Source organism: Streptomyces sp. DSM 42067 (assembly GCF_055792885.1).
In genome coordinates, this window is sequence record NZ_CM147706.1 from 4,319,153 (window position 1) to 4,338,382 (window position 19,230).

At 71.9% G+C, this 19,230-nt stretch carries 15 protein-coding genes; 8 read left to right on the forward strand and 7 right to left on the reverse strand.

The genetic code is table 11. The features are described from left to right. Positions 1 to 250 precede the first annotated feature (250 nt). The gene (locus tag ACSMXV_RS19850) at positions 251 to 829 is read left to right on the forward strand and encodes a sigma-70 family RNA polymerase sigma factor (RefSeq protein ID WP_473172718.1); all 579 of its coding nucleotides are present in this window, start codon (positions 251 to 253) and stop codon (positions 827 to 829) included. Continuing rightward, on the forward strand, positions 826 to 2,202 hold the full coding sequence (locus ACSMXV_RS19855; protein WP_473172719.1) for a zf-HC2 domain-containing protein: 1,377 nt from the start codon (positions 826 to 828) through the stop codon (positions 2,200 to 2,202). The genes ACSMXV_RS19850 and ACSMXV_RS19855 overlap by 4 nt, the downstream gene beginning before the upstream one ends. A gap of 37 nt (positions 2,203 to 2,239) precedes the next feature. Here ACSMXV_RS19855 and purU read toward each other — a convergent pair whose 3' ends face one another. Then, on the reverse strand, positions 2,240 to 3,121 hold the full coding sequence (purU, locus tag ACSMXV_RS19860; RefSeq protein ID WP_473172720.1) for a formyltetrahydrofolate deformylase: 882 nt from the start codon (positions 3,119 to 3,121) through the stop codon (positions 2,240 to 2,242). Between the two features lie 157 nt (positions 3,122 to 3,278). After that, positions 3,279 to 3,779, reverse strand: coding sequence for an SCO4402 family protein (locus ACSMXV_RS19865; RefSeq protein WP_473172721.1), 501 nt, complete (start codon positions 3,777 to 3,779; stop codon positions 3,279 to 3,281). A 117-nt stretch (positions 3,780 to 3,896) separates the two neighbouring features. Between ACSMXV_RS19865 and ACSMXV_RS19870 the strand changes: the two genes are divergently transcribed. Continuing rightward, on the forward strand, positions 3,897 to 5,189 hold the full coding sequence (locus ACSMXV_RS19870; protein WP_473172722.1) for an ABC transporter substrate-binding protein: 1,293 nt from the start codon (positions 3,897 to 3,899) through the stop codon (positions 5,187 to 5,189). A 90-nt stretch (positions 5,190 to 5,279) separates the two neighbouring features. Here the strand turns inward: ACSMXV_RS19870 and ACSMXV_RS19875 are convergent, their stop codons facing one another. The 3 genes from ACSMXV_RS19875 to ACSMXV_RS19885 all read right to left on the reverse strand — a co-directional run bounded on the left by ACSMXV_RS19875 (position 5,280) and on the right by ACSMXV_RS19885 (position 8,528). Then, positions 5,280 to 6,935 (reverse strand): transporter, encoded by a 1,656-nt coding sequence (locus tag ACSMXV_RS19875; protein ID WP_473172723.1) that lies wholly within the window; start codon positions 6,933 to 6,935, stop codon positions 5,280 to 5,282. Continuing rightward, positions 6,932 to 7,720, reverse strand: coding sequence for an ABC transporter ATP-binding protein (locus tag ACSMXV_RS19880; RefSeq protein WP_473172724.1), 789 nt, complete (start codon positions 7,718 to 7,720; stop codon positions 6,932 to 6,934). The genes ACSMXV_RS19875 and ACSMXV_RS19880 overlap by 4 nt, the downstream gene beginning before the upstream one ends. 130 nt (positions 7,721 to 7,850) lie before the next feature. Beyond that, the gene (locus ACSMXV_RS19885; protein ID WP_473172725.1) at positions 7,851 to 8,528 is read right to left on the reverse strand and encodes a bifunctional DNA primase/polymerase; all 678 of its coding nucleotides are present in this window, start codon (positions 8,526 to 8,528) and stop codon (positions 7,851 to 7,853) included. A 276-nt stretch (positions 8,529 to 8,804) separates the two neighbouring features. On the opposite strand from ACSMXV_RS19885, the gene ACSMXV_RS19890 reads away from it, so the two are divergent. From ACSMXV_RS19890 to ACSMXV_RS19900, 3 genes are all read left to right on the forward strand, one after another. Further along, the gene (locus ACSMXV_RS19890) at positions 8,805 to 10,187 is read left to right on the forward strand and encodes a transcriptional regulator (RefSeq protein ID WP_473172726.1); all 1,383 of its coding nucleotides are present in this window, start codon (positions 8,805 to 8,807) and stop codon (positions 10,185 to 10,187) included. A gap of 578 nt (positions 10,188 to 10,765) precedes the next feature. Next, on the forward strand, positions 10,766 to 12,793 hold the full coding sequence (locus tag ACSMXV_RS19895; protein WP_473172727.1) for a hypothetical protein: 2,028 nt from the start codon (positions 10,766 to 10,768) through the stop codon (positions 12,791 to 12,793). Between the two features lie 612 nt (positions 12,794 to 13,405). Further along, positions 13,406 to 14,815, forward strand: a complete 1,410-nt coding sequence (locus ACSMXV_RS19900) for a PAS domain-containing protein (protein WP_473172728.1) — start codon at positions 13,406 to 13,408, stop codon at positions 14,813 to 14,815. A gap of 52 nt (positions 14,816 to 14,867) precedes the next feature. Here ACSMXV_RS19900 and ACSMXV_RS19905 read toward each other — a convergent pair whose 3' ends face one another. Then, complete coding sequence (locus ACSMXV_RS19905) at positions 14,868 to 15,686, reverse strand: SIS domain-containing protein (RefSeq protein WP_473172729.1); 819 nt, start codon at positions 15,684 to 15,686, stop codon at positions 14,868 to 14,870. Between the two features lie 267 nt (positions 15,687 to 15,953). Here ACSMXV_RS19905 and ACSMXV_RS19910 point away from each other — a divergent pair, with 267 nt between their 5' ends. Together ACSMXV_RS19910 and ACSMXV_RS19915 are read left to right on the forward strand one after the other, a co-directional pair. Next, positions 15,954 to 16,646 (forward strand): iron-dependent transcriptional repressor DtxR, encoded by a 693-nt coding sequence (locus tag ACSMXV_RS19910; protein WP_473172730.1) that lies wholly within the window; start codon positions 15,954 to 15,956, stop codon positions 16,644 to 16,646. A 645-nt stretch (positions 16,647 to 17,291) separates the two neighbouring features. Further along, positions 17,292 to 18,149, forward strand: coding sequence for an alpha/beta fold hydrolase (locus tag ACSMXV_RS19915; protein ID WP_473172731.1), 858 nt, complete (start codon positions 17,292 to 17,294; stop codon positions 18,147 to 18,149). 124 nt (positions 18,150 to 18,273) lie between these two features. Here the strand turns inward: ACSMXV_RS19915 and pdxH are convergent, their stop codons facing one another. Next, the gene (pdxH, locus tag ACSMXV_RS19920) at positions 18,274 to 18,912 is read right to left on the reverse strand and encodes a pyridoxamine 5'-phosphate oxidase (protein WP_473179003.1); all 639 of its coding nucleotides are present in this window, start codon (positions 18,910 to 18,912) and stop codon (positions 18,274 to 18,276) included. Positions 18,913 to 19,230: the final 318 nt, after the last annotated feature.

Below are 19,230 nucleotides of genomic sequence, written 5' to 3' on the forward strand. Positions count from 1 at the left end.
CGACCGCACAAGGACCCGCAGACGTATCACACTTGGACTGGTTCGGTCTCTTTCAGTCACCTGTGGGTCTCGTATGCTCACAGTACGCGCAAGAGGAGTCGGCGGAAGGGTCTGGGGTGGCCAATACCACCTCAAGGCCTGAACTGGACGGGCATTGACGCAAAGCGACGTGGTCCGCAGTGACCGCGGACTACATTCGAAACACGGTGGCAGACGCACGGAGCGCGGCACGACCAGGTGAGGGGGTCGCATGGCGAAGGAATCACCGCCCCGCTGGGACCGCACCATGCAGCAACGACTGGCGCGCGGCGAGGCGGCGGCGCTCGGCGAGCTGTACGACCGCTTCGCGTCACTCGTGCACGGACTGGCGCATCGCGTCCTCGACGACGAGGGGGACGCCGACCGCATCACCCGCGAGGTCTTCAGCCACATCTGGGAGAACCCCGAGACGTTCGACCCCAAACAGGGTCCGTTGCGCTCCTGGGTGGCCACGCTCACCCACCGGCTGGCCGTGCAGCGGCTGCGGCAGACCGAGGCCGCGGCGCTGGCCCGGGACGGCTCGGGCACCACGGAGGATCTGGAACGCAAGGTCCGCCGCGCGTCGGCGGCCGCCCGCGCGGACTACATCGTGACGAACATGCCCGCCCCGCTGCGCGCCGCCCTCGAACTGGCGTACTTCCAGCGCCGCGACTACCGGCAGGCCGCCGCCGACCTCGGTGTCACCGCGGACGAGGCCCGCCGCAGGCTCCGCCTTGGTCTGCAACTGCTGTCCACCGCCCACGACAACAGCACCTCGGGTGCACCGCCCGGACACGGGAGGACGTGGTGAACGGTCCGGAGCGGTTCGAGTCGTACGACGGACGCATCCCGAACCCCCGCTTCTCCGTGGAGGACGGCGGGCAGCCGCTGCCCGAGCCCTCGCCGCCCGCCCCCGGCGCGTCGACGACCGCGTCCGCGCCTCTCGTACTCGAGCACCGGGTACTCAAGTCGCTCCTGGGAGCCTGGGCGCTCTCCGCGTGCTCCCTGGAGGAGGCGGAGGCCGTCGAGGCGCACCTCGGCACGTGCGGACCGTGCGCCGAGGAGGCGCTGCGGCTGCGCGACGCCGTGGGACTGCTGCATCCCGCGGAGCCCCTCGACCTCGACCCGATGCTGCGCACCCGGGTCCTGGAGGGCTGCCTCGACCGGCGGCCGCCCCGGATCCCGGTGCCGGAGTGGGTCGCTCCGTATGACGCGGAGACCGCGCGACTCGACGCACTGCTACAGGACATCGGCGACTCCGAGTGGCACGCCCCGGTGCGGCTGCAGTGGTTCGACCGGGACGGGCTCGTGAGCCGCAAGACCACGGTCGCCGGGGTCCTCGCGCATCTGATGATGGTCGACGGCCTGGTGGCGCTCGCGCTCGGCCTGGACGAACTTCCCCCGATGGTCGAGGCGTCCGGGCACACCGGCGGTGAGGCGAGCGGGGGCCGTCCGGGTCCCGCGGAGCGCACCGAGGCGTACTGGCGCGCATCGCACCGGCCGCCCACCCGCGCGGTACGCCGGCCGTGGCGTGACCAGACTCATACGCTCGTGCGTACGGTGGCCTTCGAGGCCGGGAGCGGCCCCGAGGACCCGGCCATCGCACTCGGCTCCGGCTCCGGCTCCGGCTCCGGCTCCGGCTCCGGCTCCGGCTCCGGCTCCGGCTCCGCTGAAGGATCACGCGGACCGGGGCGGCTGTCCGTCGACTACGGCAACTTCGAACTGTCCCTGCGCGACTCCATGCTGGACCGCGCCTTCGAGTGCTGGGTGCACGCGGGGGACATCGCGGACGCCGTGGCCTACCCGTACGACCCGCCGGCCCCACGCCATCTGCACCACATGTTCGACCTCGCGGCGCGCCTCCTCCCGAAAACGCTGGCGGCGCGGCGGCGCGCCGGGCTCGCGAGCCCGCCCCGCCGACTGGTCGCCGCCGGGGCTCCCGGCCGCACGCTGCGGCTGGAGGTGGAGGGGGCCGGCGGGGGCGAGTGGCTCATCTCCCTCGACTCTCCGGGAGCGGTCGCCTCCGCCGAGCACGAGGTGGCCCATATCGCCCTGGACGGCGTCGAGTTCTCCCGGCTGGCCGCGGGGCACATCGCCCCGCACGAGGCGGTGGCAGGCCTGGACGGCGACCGCGAGGCCATCAGAGAGGTACTGTTCGCGGCGGCTTCACTGAGCAGGATGTAGGGCGCCGCTCCCGGCCCCGCTGGGCGGTCAGGGCAGGTCAGGCAAAGATCACCGTACGGTGCCCGTTCAGCAGAATCCGGTGCTCCGCATGCCACTTGACGGCCCGCGCCAGCGCCTGGCACTCCACATCGCGCCCGATCGCCACCAGCTGCTCGGGCGTCACCCCGTGCCCGACCCGCTCGACCTCCTGCTCGATGATCGGCCCCTCGTCGAGGTCGGCCGTCACATAGTGCGCGGTCGCACCGATCAGCTTCACACCGCGCGCATGCGCCTGGTGGTACGGCTTCGCGCCCTTGAAGCTCGGCAGGAACGAGTGGTGGATGTTGATGATCCGGCCGCTCAGCTGCTTGCACAGGTCGTCGGAGAGCACCTGCATGTAGCGGGCCAGCACCACCAGCTCCACGTTCTCCGCGCGAACGAGCTCGAGAAGCTGCGCCTCCGACTGCGCCTTGGTGTCCCGTGTGACCGGAATGTGGTGGAACGGAATGTCGTACGACGCCACCAGCTCGGCGAAGTCCGAGTGATTGGACACGACCGCCGCGATGTCCACGGGCAACGCGCCGATACGGGCGCGGAAGAGCAGGTCGTTCAGGCAGTGGCCGAACTTCGACACCATCAGGACGATGCGCATCTTCTGCTCGGCCCGGTGCATCTGCCAGTCCATCTGGAAGGAGTCACCGACGGCGGCGAAGCTGGCCCGCAGCTTGTCGACGGTCACCGAGGGCTCCGCCGAGAAGTGGACCCGCATGAAGAACAGGCCCGTGTCGTGGTCGCCGAACTGCTGGCTGTCCTCGATGTTGCAGCCGGTCATGAAGAGATAGCTCGACACGGCGTGCACGATGCCCTTCTTGTCCGGGCAGGAGAGGGTAAGGACGTACTGCTCAGGGGACACGGAAGACCCAGCCGGCTGCTCACTCATGCGGTCAGGGTCCCACAGCAGCCCGGGCCGCGGGCAAACCCACTCCCCCAGCGTCTCAAGGGCCGGGAGACACCTCACGCGCCGGAACGGAACGTCACGGCTCCGCCACGAGCCGCAACGACTCGCCCGGCCGACGCCCGACCGGCCCCCGCCGCCCTCAGGCCGACCGGGTAAGGATCCGCAGCACCTCGAGCGTCCGCGGCGGCGCGTCCGGGTCCTCCCCGTCGCTCATCGCGAGCCGCACATGTGCGTCCCTCGCGGCGCGCACCGCCTCGGGCCACCCGTGGTGGTCGATATACGCGGACACCGGGGCGTCCGGCCCCACCTGGTGCATGATCCGCAGCACGCGCAGCACAGCGGTGTCCACGAGGGCCGCCTCCTGCGAGTCGCGGAAGATCGTCCCCACGTATTTCTCGGCGGACCAGTTGTCGAGCCAGGTGTCCTCGACGAGGCGGTACACGGCGTCGGTGACGTCCCCGTACCCCTCGACGCCGGCCAGCCAGACGTCCCGCTGGAATACGGGGTCGGAGAGCATGTGGAGCGCCGAGCGCACATTGCTGCGCCAGCGCCACCACGGCATGTCGTTCACAGGCATGCCGCCCATGGTGGTGTAGCGGCGGGCGCGACGGGAAGACTTCTCCGAACCTTGCACGGTCATCGATCGTACGTTCCTCATTCGGCCGACCGATTTGACCCCCGTAATTCACCCACGTGTCACCATGTGTTGGCCCAAGATCACGCCGCGGTTAGAGATGCGGCGGAATCGTGCGTGTCCATGACCGGCAGGCGACGCATGAGCACCACCCATCCCGCTCCTCCCCGCCGGGCCAAAGCGGTCCTGCTCGCTGCAGGAGCCGTGACGGCCTGTGCGTCCGTCCTCGCCGCATGCGGCGTGCTCCCTGGGGCCACGGGGGGCTCCAGGGAGACTGTCACCGTGATGACGATGGCGCCCGAGAAGACCGAGGCGACCAACAAGCCCGGAATGCCCGCCATGGCGCAGGCGTATGCGCGCTGGGTCAATGCCAACGGTGGCCTCGGCGGCCGCCAGCTGAAGGTCATCACCTGCAACGACCACAACGACACCGTGGGCGCCGGCGAGTGCGCGCAGCGCGCGGTCGACGAGCAGGTCGTCGCGGTCGTCGGCTCCTACAGCCAGTACGGCCGGTCCTTCCTCGCCCCGCTGGAGGGCGCCGGCATCCCCTACATCGGCGGCTACGGCGTCACCGACGAGGAGTTCACCAGCCCGCTGTCGTACCCCGTGAACGGCGGCCAGCCCGCGCTCATGGCGGGCCTCGGCCGCCAGCTCGCCAAGACGTGCTCCCGCGTCTCGCTCGTACGTCCCGACACGATCGCCGGCGACGAACTGCCGGACCTGTTCAACGCCGGACTCGCCGCGGGCGCCCGCAGCGAGTCCCTCGACATACGAGCCGTCGAGGACGCCACCGACTACACGCCGCAGGCGCGCAAGGCCCTCGAGCGGGCGAGTGCGGATCCCGCCACCAAGGGCTGCGTGACGGCCGCGCTCGGCGACCGCACGGACACCTTCTTCGACTCGTTCCGGCGCACCCGCGACGAGTATCCGGCGGTCAGGATCGCCTCGGTGCTCGGCTCCGTGGACCAGTCCCTCGTCGACCGTACGGGCGGCAGGTCCGGTGTGTACGAGGGGGCTTCCGTCACGGGCTGGTACCCCGTGTCGAGCGACCGCCGCTGGGACACCATGCGCAAGGTCATCAACGAGCACGCTTTCGGCGACAACCGGATCGATCCCACGGACGCGGGCGTGCAGACCACCTGGATCGCCTACACGGTGCTCAAGAAGGCCGTCGAGTCGCTCGGGGACGGCGAGGTGACGGCCCACAGCCTCCGGGACGAACTCGACGACGGCCTCAAGGTGACCACCGGAGGCCTCACCCCGAAGCTGAGCTGGCGCTTCGAGGACATGATCGCGGCCCGCGACTTCCCCCGTCTGGTCAACGCGTACGTCACCTTCCAGAAGGTCCGCGACGGACGCGTGGTCTCGGAGCAGCGCGGCTTCGTCGACATGAGGAAGACGCTGGAGAACGAGTGACGCGCGGGGCCGGGCCTCACTTGTGCCGACCGCTGACGACCTCTTGCCGACCGCTCAGCCCTTGCCGAGCCGTCATCCCTTGCCAACCGCTCACCCCTTGCTGACCGCCGCCAGGATCTCCGGCAGCCGGCCCGCCGTACGGGGTGCAGCCAGGCGCAGCCCCAGAACTGTGATCCCCGCGCCGTACGCCGTGCCGAGGGGCAGCAGCAGCCAGCTCCAGGTGTCCGCGTCCGCGACGTGCAGCCAGATGGTGAGGGCGAGGACCGGGGCGCACAGCAGGGCCGCCGCGACCATACCGCCGAAGATCGAGATCCAGGCGAGGCCGGTCTGTCCGGGGGCCACGTTCTTGTAGCCCTCCTGCGGGATGGAGTAGGGGAAGCGGGCCGAGGACCAGGCGCCGGTGGCGAGCATGGCGCCGAGGAGGGCGAAGGACAGGCCCAGGACTTCGGGGAGCGCGGGCCAGTCACCGAGCATGGCGGTGGTCACGACGGTGACCAGGGTCGCGTACGGAAGGGTTATCACCAGCAGGGCCAGCGCGCGGCCACGCAGTTCCACGTAGGCGTCACGGGGCGACGAGATCGTCATCGCGACCATCCAGAAGGCCGAGGTGTCCTGGCCGAACTGGTTGTACATCTGGATGCCGAGCATCCCGGCGGCGAAGCAGGCGAAGTAGATGGAGCCGGTGCCCTGGAGGGCGTTGAAGAGCGGGACGATCAGACCGATGGCCAGTGAGGTGACCCAGGCCGCCTTGGTCTTGGGGTCGCGCCATACGTAGCGCAGGCTGCGTTCCATGACCGTGGCGGTACGGCTGGGGACGCCGCCGCGGGCGTCGGCTCGGAGGAAGGGCAGAAGGCGGGCCGGGCTCGTCGAGCCGCGCGTCCCGTCGGTGGTCGGCCCGGCGGCGCCGAGCGTCGAGCCGTCGGGGGAGGTCATCAGGCGGGTCAGATTGCGCTGCCAGGAGCGGAGCAGCGCGGCCAGCACGACCCCGGTCAGGGCGAGTTGGGCGATCGCCGTGGCGTACGCCCCGTCGCCGACGGAGTCGACCGCGTCGAGGGCCGCTGCGGGCGGGATCCAGCGCAGTACGTCGGCGAAGGGTTCGAGCGCGGCGAGGCCACCGGCCGAACCGAGTTTCTGGAGGCCGAAGTTGACGACCTGAGCGCCCAAGGCAATGACGAGGCCGCTGAGTACGGCCAGGTCCCGGCCTTTGCGGCTGGTCAACAGCCGTACGTTGGCGGCGGCGACGGCACGGGCCAGAGCAACGCAGACGAGGAGCGTGAGGGCGATCGCCAGGATGCCCACCGCGAAGGCGGCGGCGCCCTGCGCGATCGCGATCACCGCGCCCACCGTGAGACAGAGGGTGAACAGCGGTCCGATGCCCACGAGAGAGGCGGCCAGCAGGGCCCGTACGAGAGGCTCGGGGCGCAGCGGGAGCATCACCAGCCGCGTGGGGTCAAGGGTTTCGTCGCCGCCGGGGAAGAACAGCGGCATCACGGCCCAGCCGAGCGCGAGCACGGCGACGAGCAGGACGCCGACGGCCGTGGCGTGCGGGTTGCCCCGCAGTGCGATGAGGCCGATCAGCTGGAGTGCGGCGACGAGCAGGGCGACGACGATGGACGTGATGTAGGCGGCTCTGCGTCGGGTGGACTGCCGGAGTCCGTTGCGCAGCAGGGACACCTTCAGCCGTACGACGACGGAGGTGAGGGACCTCGCTGTGGCGCCGCCGGATGCGGTCGTGGTGGTGCTCATCGGGCGCCGCCGCCGAGCCAGTCGAGCTCGGATCCGGCGGTGCGGGCGCCGGCGCCGACGAGTTCGAGGAAGGCTTCCTGGAGGGAGGACGCCTTGCCGCGCACTTCGTCGAGGGGGCCGTGGGCGCGGATACGGCCGGCGGCCATGACGGCGACCCAGTCGCACAGCGACTCGACGAGCTCCATGACGTGGGAGGAGAAGACGACGGTCGCACCGGAGGCCGTGTAGCGCTCCAGGACTCCGCGGATCGTCTGGGCGGACACGGGGTCGACGCCCTCGAACGGTTCGTCGAGGAAGAGCACTTCGGGGTTGTGGAGCAGAGCGGCGGCCAGCCCGATCTTCTTGCGCATGCCGGTCGAGTAGTCGACGACGAGCTTGTTCCGGGCTCCCGCGAGGTCGAGTACGTCGAGGAGCTGGGCGGCACGCTTGTCCACCTCGGCGCCGGGCAGACCGCGCAACCTCCCGGTATAGGAGAGGAGTTCACGTCCGGAGAGCCGCTCGAAGAGCCGCAGCCCCTCGGGCAGCACGCCGATGCGGGCCTTCACCTGGGCGGGGTCGCGCCATACGTCATGGCCGACGACCTCGACGGTGCCATGGTCGGGGCGGAGCAGGCCGGTCACCATGGACAGAGTGGTCGTCTTTCCCGCGCCGTTGGGTCCGACGAGACCGATGAAGCGGCCCGCGGGCAGCTCCAGGTCGATTCCCGCGACCGCGATCTGCTCCCCGAACCGCTTCCACAACCCCTGCACGCGCACCGCCGGTACGCCCGCCGCTCCGTCGACCACTCGCCGGCCTCCCGTCGTTCCCTGCGAGCACGATACGGGTCGAGGCGGCGGTTCCGTTGCGGCAACGGTTCTTCGGCCCGGACCTCGGCTGAACCGAGACCCGAGCCGAGACCTCAGCCAGGCAGAGCCTTCAGCGCCTGGCCTCCCGCCCGCACGCGTACGCCACCGGCGAGACGATCTCCTCGGCGGCGGGCAGCCACCGATTGGAGGCGGTGGGACGGCAGGCCCACTGAACGGCCCCGCGCCCACCGACCCTTGTGGGCGGCGCCGCGACGTAGGAGCCCTCGCCGAGGACCACGAGGTCCAGCGAGAGGGGCGACCAGCCCAGCTTCCGAACGAGATCGGTCACCTTCGCCGCGCCGCCCGGCTGCACGAGGAAGTGCATCCGGCGGTCCGGGGTGCGGGTCACCGGACCGAGCGTGAGCCCCATGCGTTCCATACGGGCCAGCGCCAGGAATCCGGCGGTCTCGGGCACGTCGATCACGTCGAACGAGCGCCCTGTCGGCAGCAGGATCGACGCCGTGGGCTGTTTGGACCACAGGCGGCGCGCGACCGTCGCGCTGCCCGTGGCCTGCGTGGGCCAGTCCTCGCGCGCGGGATGCGCGCCGGGCGCCTCGCACGCCGGGTCGCCGCAGGAGCACCGCTGGCTGCCCTCGACGGGCTCCAGCCAGGTGCCCGGGAACACGTCCCAGTGGCGCTCTTCCGCGTACTGCACGGCGGTGTCCAGCAGTGAGGTACCGCGTGGTGTGTCGCGGGCTGCTCCACGCTGCTTCGGGATCTGTGCGGTTGACGTCACTCCGATGGTCATCTCATCCACGGTGGCCTCAACTCCGGTCGCCCGCAGGGGTTACGGCCGCCATGCCCCCTACGGCGGCGCATCGTTCCTGCATCCGGGGCGCACGGGTGCACGTCCGGGGCGCGCATGAGGATCGGCACCAGGGGACGGGTAGCCAGCTGTGGGGTGCAACAGTACTTACCCCGGCATATCTCCCATATCCCGCATCTTCCGTTCGTCAGTGGGGCATTGATCTTCGCGGACACGTCTCTTCCGGTGCACAGGCCCTAGTCACAGGGGGTACACGCCATGGCCGCAAGGCCTCTCGTGGCGCGGCAGCCGAACGAACGGCTGCAGGCGCTCATCCAGGAAGCCGGCTGCTCCAACGCGGGCCTGGCCCGCCGCGTCAACGTGTGCGGCGCGGAGCACGGGCTCGATCTGCGGTACGACAAGACCTCGGTGGCCCGCTGGCTGCGCGGGCAGCAACCGCGAGGACGGGCGCCCGCGATCATCGCGGAGGCACTCGGCCGCAAGCTCGGCCGGACCGTGACGATCGACGAGATCGGCATGGCGAACGGCAAGAACCTGGCGGCCGGGGTCGGCCTCCAGTTCTCGCCGTCCGTCCTCGGCGCCATTGAGCAGGTGTGCGAGCTGTACCGCAGCGACGTGGGGCGCCGGGACTTCCTGTCCGGCTCGTCCGTCGCCTCGTCCGCGCTCGTCGAGCCCAGCCGGGACTGGCTGATCTCCGCGCCGGACCCGCAGGTCGCGCGGTCGGCCGGACCGCGCGTCGGGCCGGCCGACGTGGACGCCGTGCGGTCGATGACCCAGGCGCTGGTGGATCTGGACCATCAGTACGGCAGCGGGCACGTACGGCCGGTCGTCGTCCACTACCTCAACAGCGTCGTCTCCGGGCTGCTGGCCGGGTCGTACCGGGAGGCGGCCGGGCGTGAACTCTTCGCGGCGGTCGCGCGTTTGACGGAGCTGGCCGGCTACATGGCGGTCGACACCGGCCAGCCGGGGCTCGCTCAGCGCTACTACATCCAGGCGCTGCGGCTCGCCCAGGCGGCCGGCGACCGCGGCTACGGCGGGTACGTCCTGGCCGCTTCCATGAGCCACCTCGCGGCCCAGCTCGGCAACCCGCGGGAGATCGCACAGCTCGCACGCGCCGCGCAGGAGGGGGCCCGCGGCCGGGTGACACCGCGCGCGCAGGCCATGTTCTACGCCGCCGAGGCGCGCGGACACGCGCTGATGGGCGACGCGCGGGCGGCGCAGGCCGTGATCGGGAAGGCGGTCTCTGCGATGGAGCAGGCCGACCCCGGCTCCGGGGACGACCCGGCGTGGATCGCGCACTTCGACGAGGCGTATCTCGCCGACGAACTGGCGCACTGCCACCGGGACCTGGGCCAGCCCGACGCCGCCGGGCGCCAGGCCGAGGAGTCGCTCGCCAGGCACCCGCAGTCACGGGTGCGGCGGCGCGCGATCGGGCTGGTGCTCCTTGCGACCGCGCAGGTGCAGAAGCGCGAGGTGGAGCAGGCCTGCCATACGGGGCTGCAGGCGATCGAACTGCTGGGCAGGCTGCGGTCGAACCGGGGCGCGGAGTACCTGGAGGACCTCCAGGAGCGCCTGGCGCCGTACCGGGAGGAGTCGGTGGTGCGGGAGTTCGGGGCGCGGCTGGAACTGCAGGCTGCTTGACGGGAGCGGTTCGAGGGCGCGCCCGTTGGGGGCGGTCGCGCCACTGCGGGCTGCGCCGCTGCGGGCCGTCGCGCACTGCGGGCCGTCGTGCTCCCGGGGGCAGTCGCGTCACTGCGGGGGTCGCGCCACTGCAGCGGGAGTCGCGCCGCTGGGCGCAGTCGCGCCACTGCGGCCGTCGCGCCACTGCGGCCGTCGCGCCGCTGCCAGCCGTCGCGCGCTCCGGGCCGTCGCGGCGCCGGGGGCGGTCGCGCCACTGCAGGAGTCCGCGCCACTGGGCTGTCGCGCCACTGGGCTGTCGCGCCGCTGCGGGCAGTCGTGCCGCTGCGGGCAGTCGTGCCGCTGGGGCGGCACGGGTGGGCGCAGCGCCACCCCGACGGCCTGGGCAGGCAGTCGGCCTGTGCCGGAGGCCGGGCGCGGAGAAGGGGCACGGAGAGAGGCCTTAACAGCGCCGGGGCAGACGGTTTTGTTACTGCGGACGATGTGGCCGCAGTAACGCCCTGAGCTGCATGGCATCGCCGTAGGGCCACCCGGTAGCGTGAACCGACGATTCCGTAAGTCCCCCACTAGTAGGAGTCCCGGTGACGCAGAGCGGACAGGGCGAGGAGCCGCGTCTTCCCGCGGCGCGGCCCGTGCGAGAAGGCATCGTGCTGCCCGCCGACGGAAGCGAGCCGCTGCTGCCGGGCACCACGGGCGACCAGACGGCTCCGGCCGGCGGCCACCCCTGGGGACAGCCCTGGGGCCCGGAGGAGGCACCGCCGGCACCGCCGGCGTCCGCGGCCTCCGGGTACGAGTGGGGAGCGGCCGCGGGCCAGGCTTCATCCGGCGCGGGGGCACCGGGATATCCCCAGGCGGGCGTACCGGGCTGGGGCCCGGCCCCGGGCCACGCCACGTCCCCGGCCGCCCCTGCGCCCTGGGGCATCGACGACGCGGGACAGCCGACGCAGCAGCCCCCCACGGCCGCAGCCCCGTACCCCGGCACACACCACGCCGACCCGCAGCTCCCGGACGCACAGCACCCCGGGACCCGGACCCCCGGCACCCACGGCCACGGGGCCCAGACCCCCGGCATCCACAGCCACGGGGCCCAGACCCCCGGCGCACAGCACCCGGGCGCCCAGATCACCGGCACCGAGGTCCCCGGCGCAGAGCACTCCGAGGCCCAGTTCCCCGGTGCCCGCCAGCCGGGAGGGGGCCCGGCGCCGCTGCCCCCGGCGAACGCCTTCCCGACCGCCGACCAGGGCGCCGCGCGTGCGGGCGGCGGCCAGGGTGCGCCGCAGCCGCCGGCTGCCGGGTTCGGCGGGGCACTTCCGCCGACCCCGCCCACCGGCTTCGGCGGGGCACTTCCGCCGGCCCCGCCGACCGGCTTCGGCGGGGCACTGCCCGCCGCCCCCGGACAGGGCACCGGCCCTCAGCCGCCCCACGGGCAGGCCACCCCGCTGCCCCCCGCCGGACAGGCCGCTGCCCCCCTCCCGCCCACCGCGCACGGCACCCCGCTCCCGCCCGCCGTCGACCCGGTCGAGGCGACGCAGTACATGCCGCCCGTGGCGGGCGCCGGAGCGCAGGCCGGCGCCGAGGGCTTCGACGAAGGCGCCACGCAGTACATCCCACCCGTGGCCCCCGGCGCACTGCCGCCCGAGGCCGCCGCCGACGCCACCCAGTACCTGGGGCGCGCGCCGCGCGACGGCGCGCCCGCGGGACCCGGACCCGACAGTGAGCCCACGCAGTACATCGCCCCCGTGCCGGCACCGCCGCCCGGCGCCCCGTACGGCATCCGGCCCGGCTCCCCGGACGACCGGCAGGCGCCCCCGGCCGAGTTCGACAGCCTCTTCCGTGCCGACCCGGAGCCCCAAGGCCCCGCGGCCACCCAGCAGTTGCCCCGCTTCCAGCCGCCGACGGCCGCGGCGGGCCACTACGGTGCAGCCGTTCCCGAGACCGGCGGTCGCGCCGCCGCACGCCAGGCGGCAGGCGGCGGCGCCGGCGGCCGTACGCGCTCGAAGCTGCCCCTCATCGCAGCCGCCGGCATCGGCATCGCGGTCCTCGGCATCGGCGCGGGCGCCCTCCTCGGCGCCGGCGACGACACCAAGGACGACAACAAGACCGCGTCCGCGAACGCGCCCGCCGACGACGAGTCCGCATCGCCGACCGCCGACCCCGCCAAGGAACAGGCCGTCGCGCTGGACAAGCTCCTGGCGGACAGCAACAACAGCCGCGACGCGGTGATCAAGGCCGTCGCGAACGTCCGCGCCTGCAACAACCTCGGCCAGGCAGCCACCGATCTACGGAACGCGGCGAAGCAGCGCAACGACCTCATCACCCGCCTCGCGGCGCTCTCCGTCGACAAGCTCCCGAACCACACCAAGCTGACCACCGCGCTCAACAACGCCTGGAAGGCGTCCGCTTCGGCGGACAACCACTACGCCGCATGGGCCGACCAGGTCGCCGCCAAGGGGGGCTGCAGAAAGGGCGAGGCCCGCTCCACCGCGCACCATCGCGCAGGCGACCGCGCGAGCGGCACCGCCACCACGGAGAAGAGCAAGGCCGCAGCGCTCTGGAACACCATCGCGACGACATACGACCTGACGCAGCGCAGGCCGTACCAGCTCTGAGCGGTGGCACGGCTCCGCCACCCGCCACCGGGAAGGGCCCGCTACTCCTCCCCACGGGGGAAACGGGCCGAAACGCAGACGACCCGCGAGCCATGGTCCCTCCGAGGAGGGAGCCGGCCGGACGTACCGGCGGCCCGCGGGTCGGGTGACTGCGTGGAATTTCGGCCGGCTGCGCGCTCAGCTCGCGCGCTGGTCCGGCACCGCACTGAGTGTGATGACGGGCCGCTAGCCCGCAGTCACCTCTCGCGTCCGGTATTCATACATGTGCCGAACCACCTCCTCTCTCGAGTGCCCATACCTTAGGCACGGCCCCAAACGCCCCTCAAGGGGTTTTTCGCGATGCTGATGACATCGGCTCTGACCTGGGGCAGCGGGCTCACCAGCGGTCGGCCCGCCCGCTGGTCGCCGGCCGGTCTCGCCCGCTGAGCAGGGCCCCTCGGCTTCCGGTGGTCGAATCTCCAGCACGCAACGATTTCCCGGGAACTCTATGTGGGCTGGGTCACGTTCGAGTTGAATGATCCATGGTGCGGTACACGTAGTGCGGCACGCATCGCAGTACAGGGCAGTACACATTTCGCAATACACGCGGACACGGCCTGCAGGGGGTGCCAGGTGAGTGCTTCCCGGCGTAGTGGGACCACGGACGAGCTGGGGCCTCCGGAGCCCGAGCGGGATGGTTCGGATCTTCTTGCGGCGTTGCTCGACGGTATGGACGCGGCGTTGTGCGCGTTCGACGCGGACGGTGTGGTGACGCACTGGAACCGTGAGGCCGAGCGGATTCTGGGCTGGTCGGCCGCGGAGGCGGTCGGGCGGCGGGGTCTGGCGGGGTGGGCCGTGCGGGCGGCGGATGCCGAGGAGGTCGAGGGGCGGCTGCTGTCGGCGATGCAGGCGCCCGGTCGGCAGGTGCACGAGTTCGCATTGCTGACGAAGGACGGCGGGCGGGTGCTCGTACGGATGCAGTCGGCCGCGGTGCGCGGGCAGGACGGGAAGCCGGCGGGTGTGTACTGCGCATTCAGCGAGGTACATGCGCAGATCGATCTGGAGCGGTCGATCGCCCTGAGCGAGGCGCTGTTCGAGGATGCCTCGTGGGGTGTCGTGCTGGTGGACGCCGATCTGCGGCCCGCCCTGGTCAATGCGCATGCGGCGCGGGCGCTGGGTTCGGGGCGTACGGCGCCGCTGGGGCGGCCGCTCGGTGAGCTCCTTGGGCAGGGCGCCGAGGAGTTGGAGAGCGCTCTGACGCATGTGCTTGCGGAGGGTACGCCGCCTGCGCCCGCGGAGATGTGGGTGACGGTGCGTACGCCGGACGGTGAGCGGCGGCGGTGCTGGCGGAGCGGGTTCCTGCGGCTCGCGTCGCCGTTGGCGGAGGAGCCGGTGCCGCTGGGTGTGGGCTGGCTGTTCTGGGACGTGACGGAGTCGAAGCAGGCGGAGCAGGAGGCGGCGCAGCTGCGGTTCCGGGCGAACCAGCTGCACCGTGCGGCGCGGGCGGCCGCGGAGTGCGAGGATCCGGCGGAGGCGGCGACGATCCAGCTGGACTTCGCGCTGGCGGGGTTCGCCGATCACGCACTCATCGATCTTGTGGTGGGTGAGCCGGCGGCGGGTGAGTCAACCGGCGATGCGGAGCCGGTGCGTCTGGTGCGGGTGACGGCCACACCTGCCGGTGCGCCGGGGCCGAGTATGCCGGCGCCTGGGGCGGGGTTGCCGGTGCGTTACGCGGAGGGGCATCCGGCGCTTCAGTGTGTGGAGCGTGCGGGGTCGGTGCGGGCGAGTGCGGGTGCGTCGTCGCCGGAGAGGGCGCGGGAGTGGGCCGCGGAACGGCAGTGGCCGCACGATGCGGTGCATGCGCTGTGCGCGGTGCTGCGGAGCCGGGGGCGGACCCTGGGCGTGGTGACGTTTCTGCGGGGTGGCAGCCGGTCCGCGTTCGAGCGGGCGGATGCGATGTACGCGGAGAGCATCGCCGTACGGATCGCGGCGGCGCTGGATCTGGCGCGGGCCTCGGAGCGTGGTGGGGAGCGGGAGCGGTGAGGGGCCGTGAAGGGCTGCGCCGACGCCGCGGGCGGCGACGCTCGGCGCCGCTTCAGTGCCGGTAGAAGATCCGGTCCGCGTACTCGGTGAGTACGCGCGCGTTCCATTCGTGGCCGCCGTCGACGTTGCCGGAGCGCAGGAGCGGGGGTTCGATGCCGCGGCCGGCCAGCTCACCTGCGGCTGTGGCCATGACGGCCTGGAGGAGTGCGCTGGTGACGACGGTGGAGGCGGGCGCGAAGGGCGCCGCGATGCCTTCGGTGGCGAGTTCGGCGTCGCCGATCGCGATCTTGCTGTCGAGGACGATGTCGCAGTGGTCCTTGAGGTAGGTGCCGGACGCGTGCCGGGACTTCGTCTCGCTCGCGTACGCCACTGAGGTCACGCCGATGGTTCTCAGGCCGAGGGCGCGGGCGTTCATGGCCATCTCGACGGGCAGCGCGTTGCGTCCGGAGAGGGAGATGATCACGAGGGTGTCGCCGGCGCGGGCGGGGCTGGTGTCGAGTACGGCGCCGGCGAGTCCGTCGACGCGCTCGAGGACGGAGCCGAGGGTGGCGGGCATGACGTCGACGCCGACGGTGCCGGGGACGGCGAGCAGGTTCATCAGGGCGAGGCCGCCGGCGCGGTAGACGACGTCCTGGGCGGCGAGCGAGGAGTGTCCGGCGCCGAAGGCGAAGAGGCGGCCGCCGGCGGCGACGGTGTCGGCGATGAGGGTTCCGGCGGCAGCGATGTTCGGCGCTTCCTCTTCGCGGACCCGCTGCAGAAGGCCGATGGCGGCGTCGAAGTACTGCCCGGCCAGCGTGCCGTCGCCGTGCTGCCCGGCCGGCGTGCTCTCGCCGTGCTGCCCGGTCGGCGTGCTGTCGCTTTCGTCGCTCATGCGCGTTGCTCCCCCGTCCATCCCGCCTGCCCCTTCGCCGATGATGGCCTCCGTCGCGTCGGCCTCACGGTGCTGTCCCGGCCGGTGACGTGTCAAGGTGGCGCCGAGCCGCTGCAGCGGCCGTCGGTCCGGGCGCGCGGTCCGGTCCGTCGGACGTGGTTTTCCCGGCGCGGCACGGTTGTCGGTGGGATGCGTCAGAATTGAGTCAGGGCCAGCGCACAAGCCGGTGAGCCGTCGAGCCACTGGCAGAGCTAACGAGGGGCACGTATGTCCGGACTGATCGACACTACGGAGATGTATCTCCGCACCATCCTCGAGCTGGAAGAGGAAGGTGTGGTCCCCATGCGCGCCCGTATCGCCGAGCGGCTCGATCAGAGCGGTCCGACGGTCAGCCAGACGGTGGCGCGTATGGAACGCGACGGATTGGTGTCGGTCGCCAGTGACCGCCATCTGGACCTCACGGAGGAGGGCCGCCGGCTGGCCACGCGTGTGATGCGCAAGCACCGGCTCGCGGAGTGCCTGCTGGTCGATGTGATCGGCCTGGAGTGGGAACAGGTGCACGCGGAGGCCTGTCGCTGGGAGCACGTGATGAGCGAGGCGGTCGAGCGCCGCGTCCTGGAGCTCCTGCGGCACCCGACCGAGTCGCCGTACGGCAACCCGATCCCGGGCCTCGAGGAGCTCGGCGAGAAGGACCACGCGGACCCGTTCCTGGACGAGGGCATGGTGTCCCTGGCCGACCTGGACCCGGGCAGCGACGGCAAGACGGTCGTGGTGCGCCGTATCGGGGAGCCGATCCAGACGGACGCGCAGTTGATGTACACGCTGCGGCGCGCGGGTGTGCAGCCCGGTTCCGTGGTGAGCGTGACCGAGTCGCCCGGCGGGGTGCTGGTGGGCAGCAGCGGCGAGGCGGCGGAGCTGGACACGGGCGTCGCTTCGCACGTGTTCGTCGCGAAGCGCTGAGGCCGCGCAGCGCCGGGGAAACCGCCGGGTAATCGGCGGGAAGTCGCCGGGTGATCGGCGGATGCGGACATCCACCCGCCGCGACACGGACATCCACCCGAATCCAAGATTCAGTGTGCGGAATGGCAGCGGCCGGACGTTTTGCGTGCCAGGCTGTCGTGAGGCATATGACTTGAAGGTCCTGATCGTTTCGGACCGGGTCGGGCCGAGTCGGACCGGGTCGGGCAGCCCGGTCGGGAGGGGGCGCATGGATGTGCCGCAGACAGACGGAGGGCCCCGGCGCCGTTCGGCGCCGGGGCCTGTCCACCCCCTGTGTCGACCCAGAGCCCCGAGCTCTCAGGGTCTTCCCCTTCGGACCGGTATCCCCGAGCGGTCCGCCTCCCGCAGAAGATCTCCCCTCGGCCGCGCCGATCAATCCTGGGGAGCGGTCACCCGAAAGAGGGGTGTTGACGACAAAATACGCGCTTTCGAATAGGGGTTCGATAGCGTGTCCGTACGTTGGTGCCGCGCGGTGACGCATCGCGCGATGCCTGCGATGACCTACGGGATGCACGGGACGCAGGGGACGCAGGAGCGAGTGAGGCCACCGGCCGCTCGGGCCTGACGCGACAAGGCCCGGCAAACACACAAGGGGGGTGCCAGACCATGGTGCGCATCGACGTGAAGGGAACAGGCGGCGTACGCCTCGCCGCCTGGGAGTTCGCCGATCCTCCCAAGACCGGGGAGGTCGAGCGTGCTCCCGGCGTGTTGTTACTGCACGGCCTCATGGGCCGCGCCTCGCACTGGGCGTCCAGCGCCCGCTGGCTCGCGGAACGGCATCGCGCGGTCGCCCTCGACCAGCGCGGCCACGGCCGCAGCGACAAGCCGGCCGAGGGCCCGTACACCCGTGAGGTCTATGTCGAGGACGCCGAGGCCGCCCTCGTCCAGCTCGGTCTCGCCCCCGCCGTCCTCATCGGCCACGCCATGGGCGCCCTGACCGCCTGGCAGCTCGCCGCCCGCCGCCCGGACCTGGTCCGCGGCCTGATCATCTGCGACATGCGCGCCTCCGCGCTCGGCGCGGCCTCCCAGCGCGAGTGGGAGAGCTGGTTCAAGGCCTGGCCCGTCCCCTTCGCGACCCTCGCCGACGTACGCAAGTGGTTCGGCGAGGACGACCCCTGGGTGGAGCGCCCCAATCCGTCGCGCGGCGAGTTCTACGCCGAGGTGATGGCCGAGTCCCCCGACGGCTGGCGGCCCGTCTTCGACCCCGAGCAGATGCTCAGGTCCCGGGAGACCTGGGTCCATGACGCGCACTGGGAGGAGCTCGCGCAGGTCCAGTGTCCCGCGCTCGTCGTGCGCGGCCTCGACGGGGAGCTCGGCCGGGCCGAGGCCCAGGAGATGGTGCGGGTCCTGCCGAAGGGTGAGTACGCCGAGGTGGCGGACGCCGGCCACCTCGTCCACTACGACCAGCCGGAGGCGTGGCGCGCTGCCGTCGAACCGTTCCTGAACCGTGTGCTCGCGGAGTGAGGAAGCGGAACCGTCAGTTCGGCGTCGAGGCTGATGCTGACCTTGGCCACGGCGTCCCCCTCATCGCGTCGCGTCCGCACTCCGGCCGCTCCGGAATCGTCGGCACGCAGTCACGGTAGCCGCCTCAGGGGCTGAGCCGTTCGATCCGCCAGGTGCCGTCCTCGCGGTAGACGTAGCGCAGCCTGTCGTGCAGCCGGTTCTCGTGTCCCTGCCAGAACTCGATGGTCTCCGGGAAGACGCGGAAGCCGCCCCAGTGCGGCGGGACCGGGACCCGCTCGCCCTCCGGGTAGCGGGTGTGGAGTTCCTCGTACGCATGGTCGAGCTCGGCGCGGGAGGCGATCACCGAGGACTGGGCGCTGGCCCAGGCGCCGAGCTGGGAGCCGTGCGGGCGGGTGCGGAAGTACGCGGCGGTCTCGCCGCGGCCGGTACGGGTGACCGTGCCGGTGACGGAGACCTGGCGTGCCATGGGGTGCCAGGGGAAGAGCAGCGCGATGTGCGGGTTGGCCGCCAGGTCACGGCCCTTGCGGGACTCGTAGTTGGTGTAGAAGACGAAGCCGCGCTCGTCGTACTGCTTGAGGAGCACCGTGCGGGAGCTCGGCCGTCCTTCTGCGTCGGCCGTGGAGACGACCATGGCGTTGGGTTCGTAGATGCCTCCGAGTTCGGCGGCGTGCACGGCCTCCTTGAACCAGCGGGCGAACTGGTCCATGGGGTGTGCGGCGAGGTCTGCCTCGTCGAACCCCTGGGCGCGGTAGTGCGCGCGCATCGCGGCGGGGTCGGGGGCCTCGAAGGCGTCGGGGTCGTGGGCGGTGCGGTCGGCGGGAGCACGGTCGTTCACGCGGTCATCTTGCCGTACGAAGCGATGTGTACGGCCTGGAGATCCATAGATGAGTGCCCGGACGCACCACCATGCGCCCATGCACACCTGGACACTGGCCTTTGATTCCGGGCCCGGCATCCGTCGAACAGGCGCCGAGCCGTCCGAAGTGGCACTGTGTGTGATGTGGCACTGAGTGCCGCGGGGACTCCCCAAAGGTGGCACTAAGGGATAGGGTCCTGCTGCCGAATCGGTTGGGGGTGACCG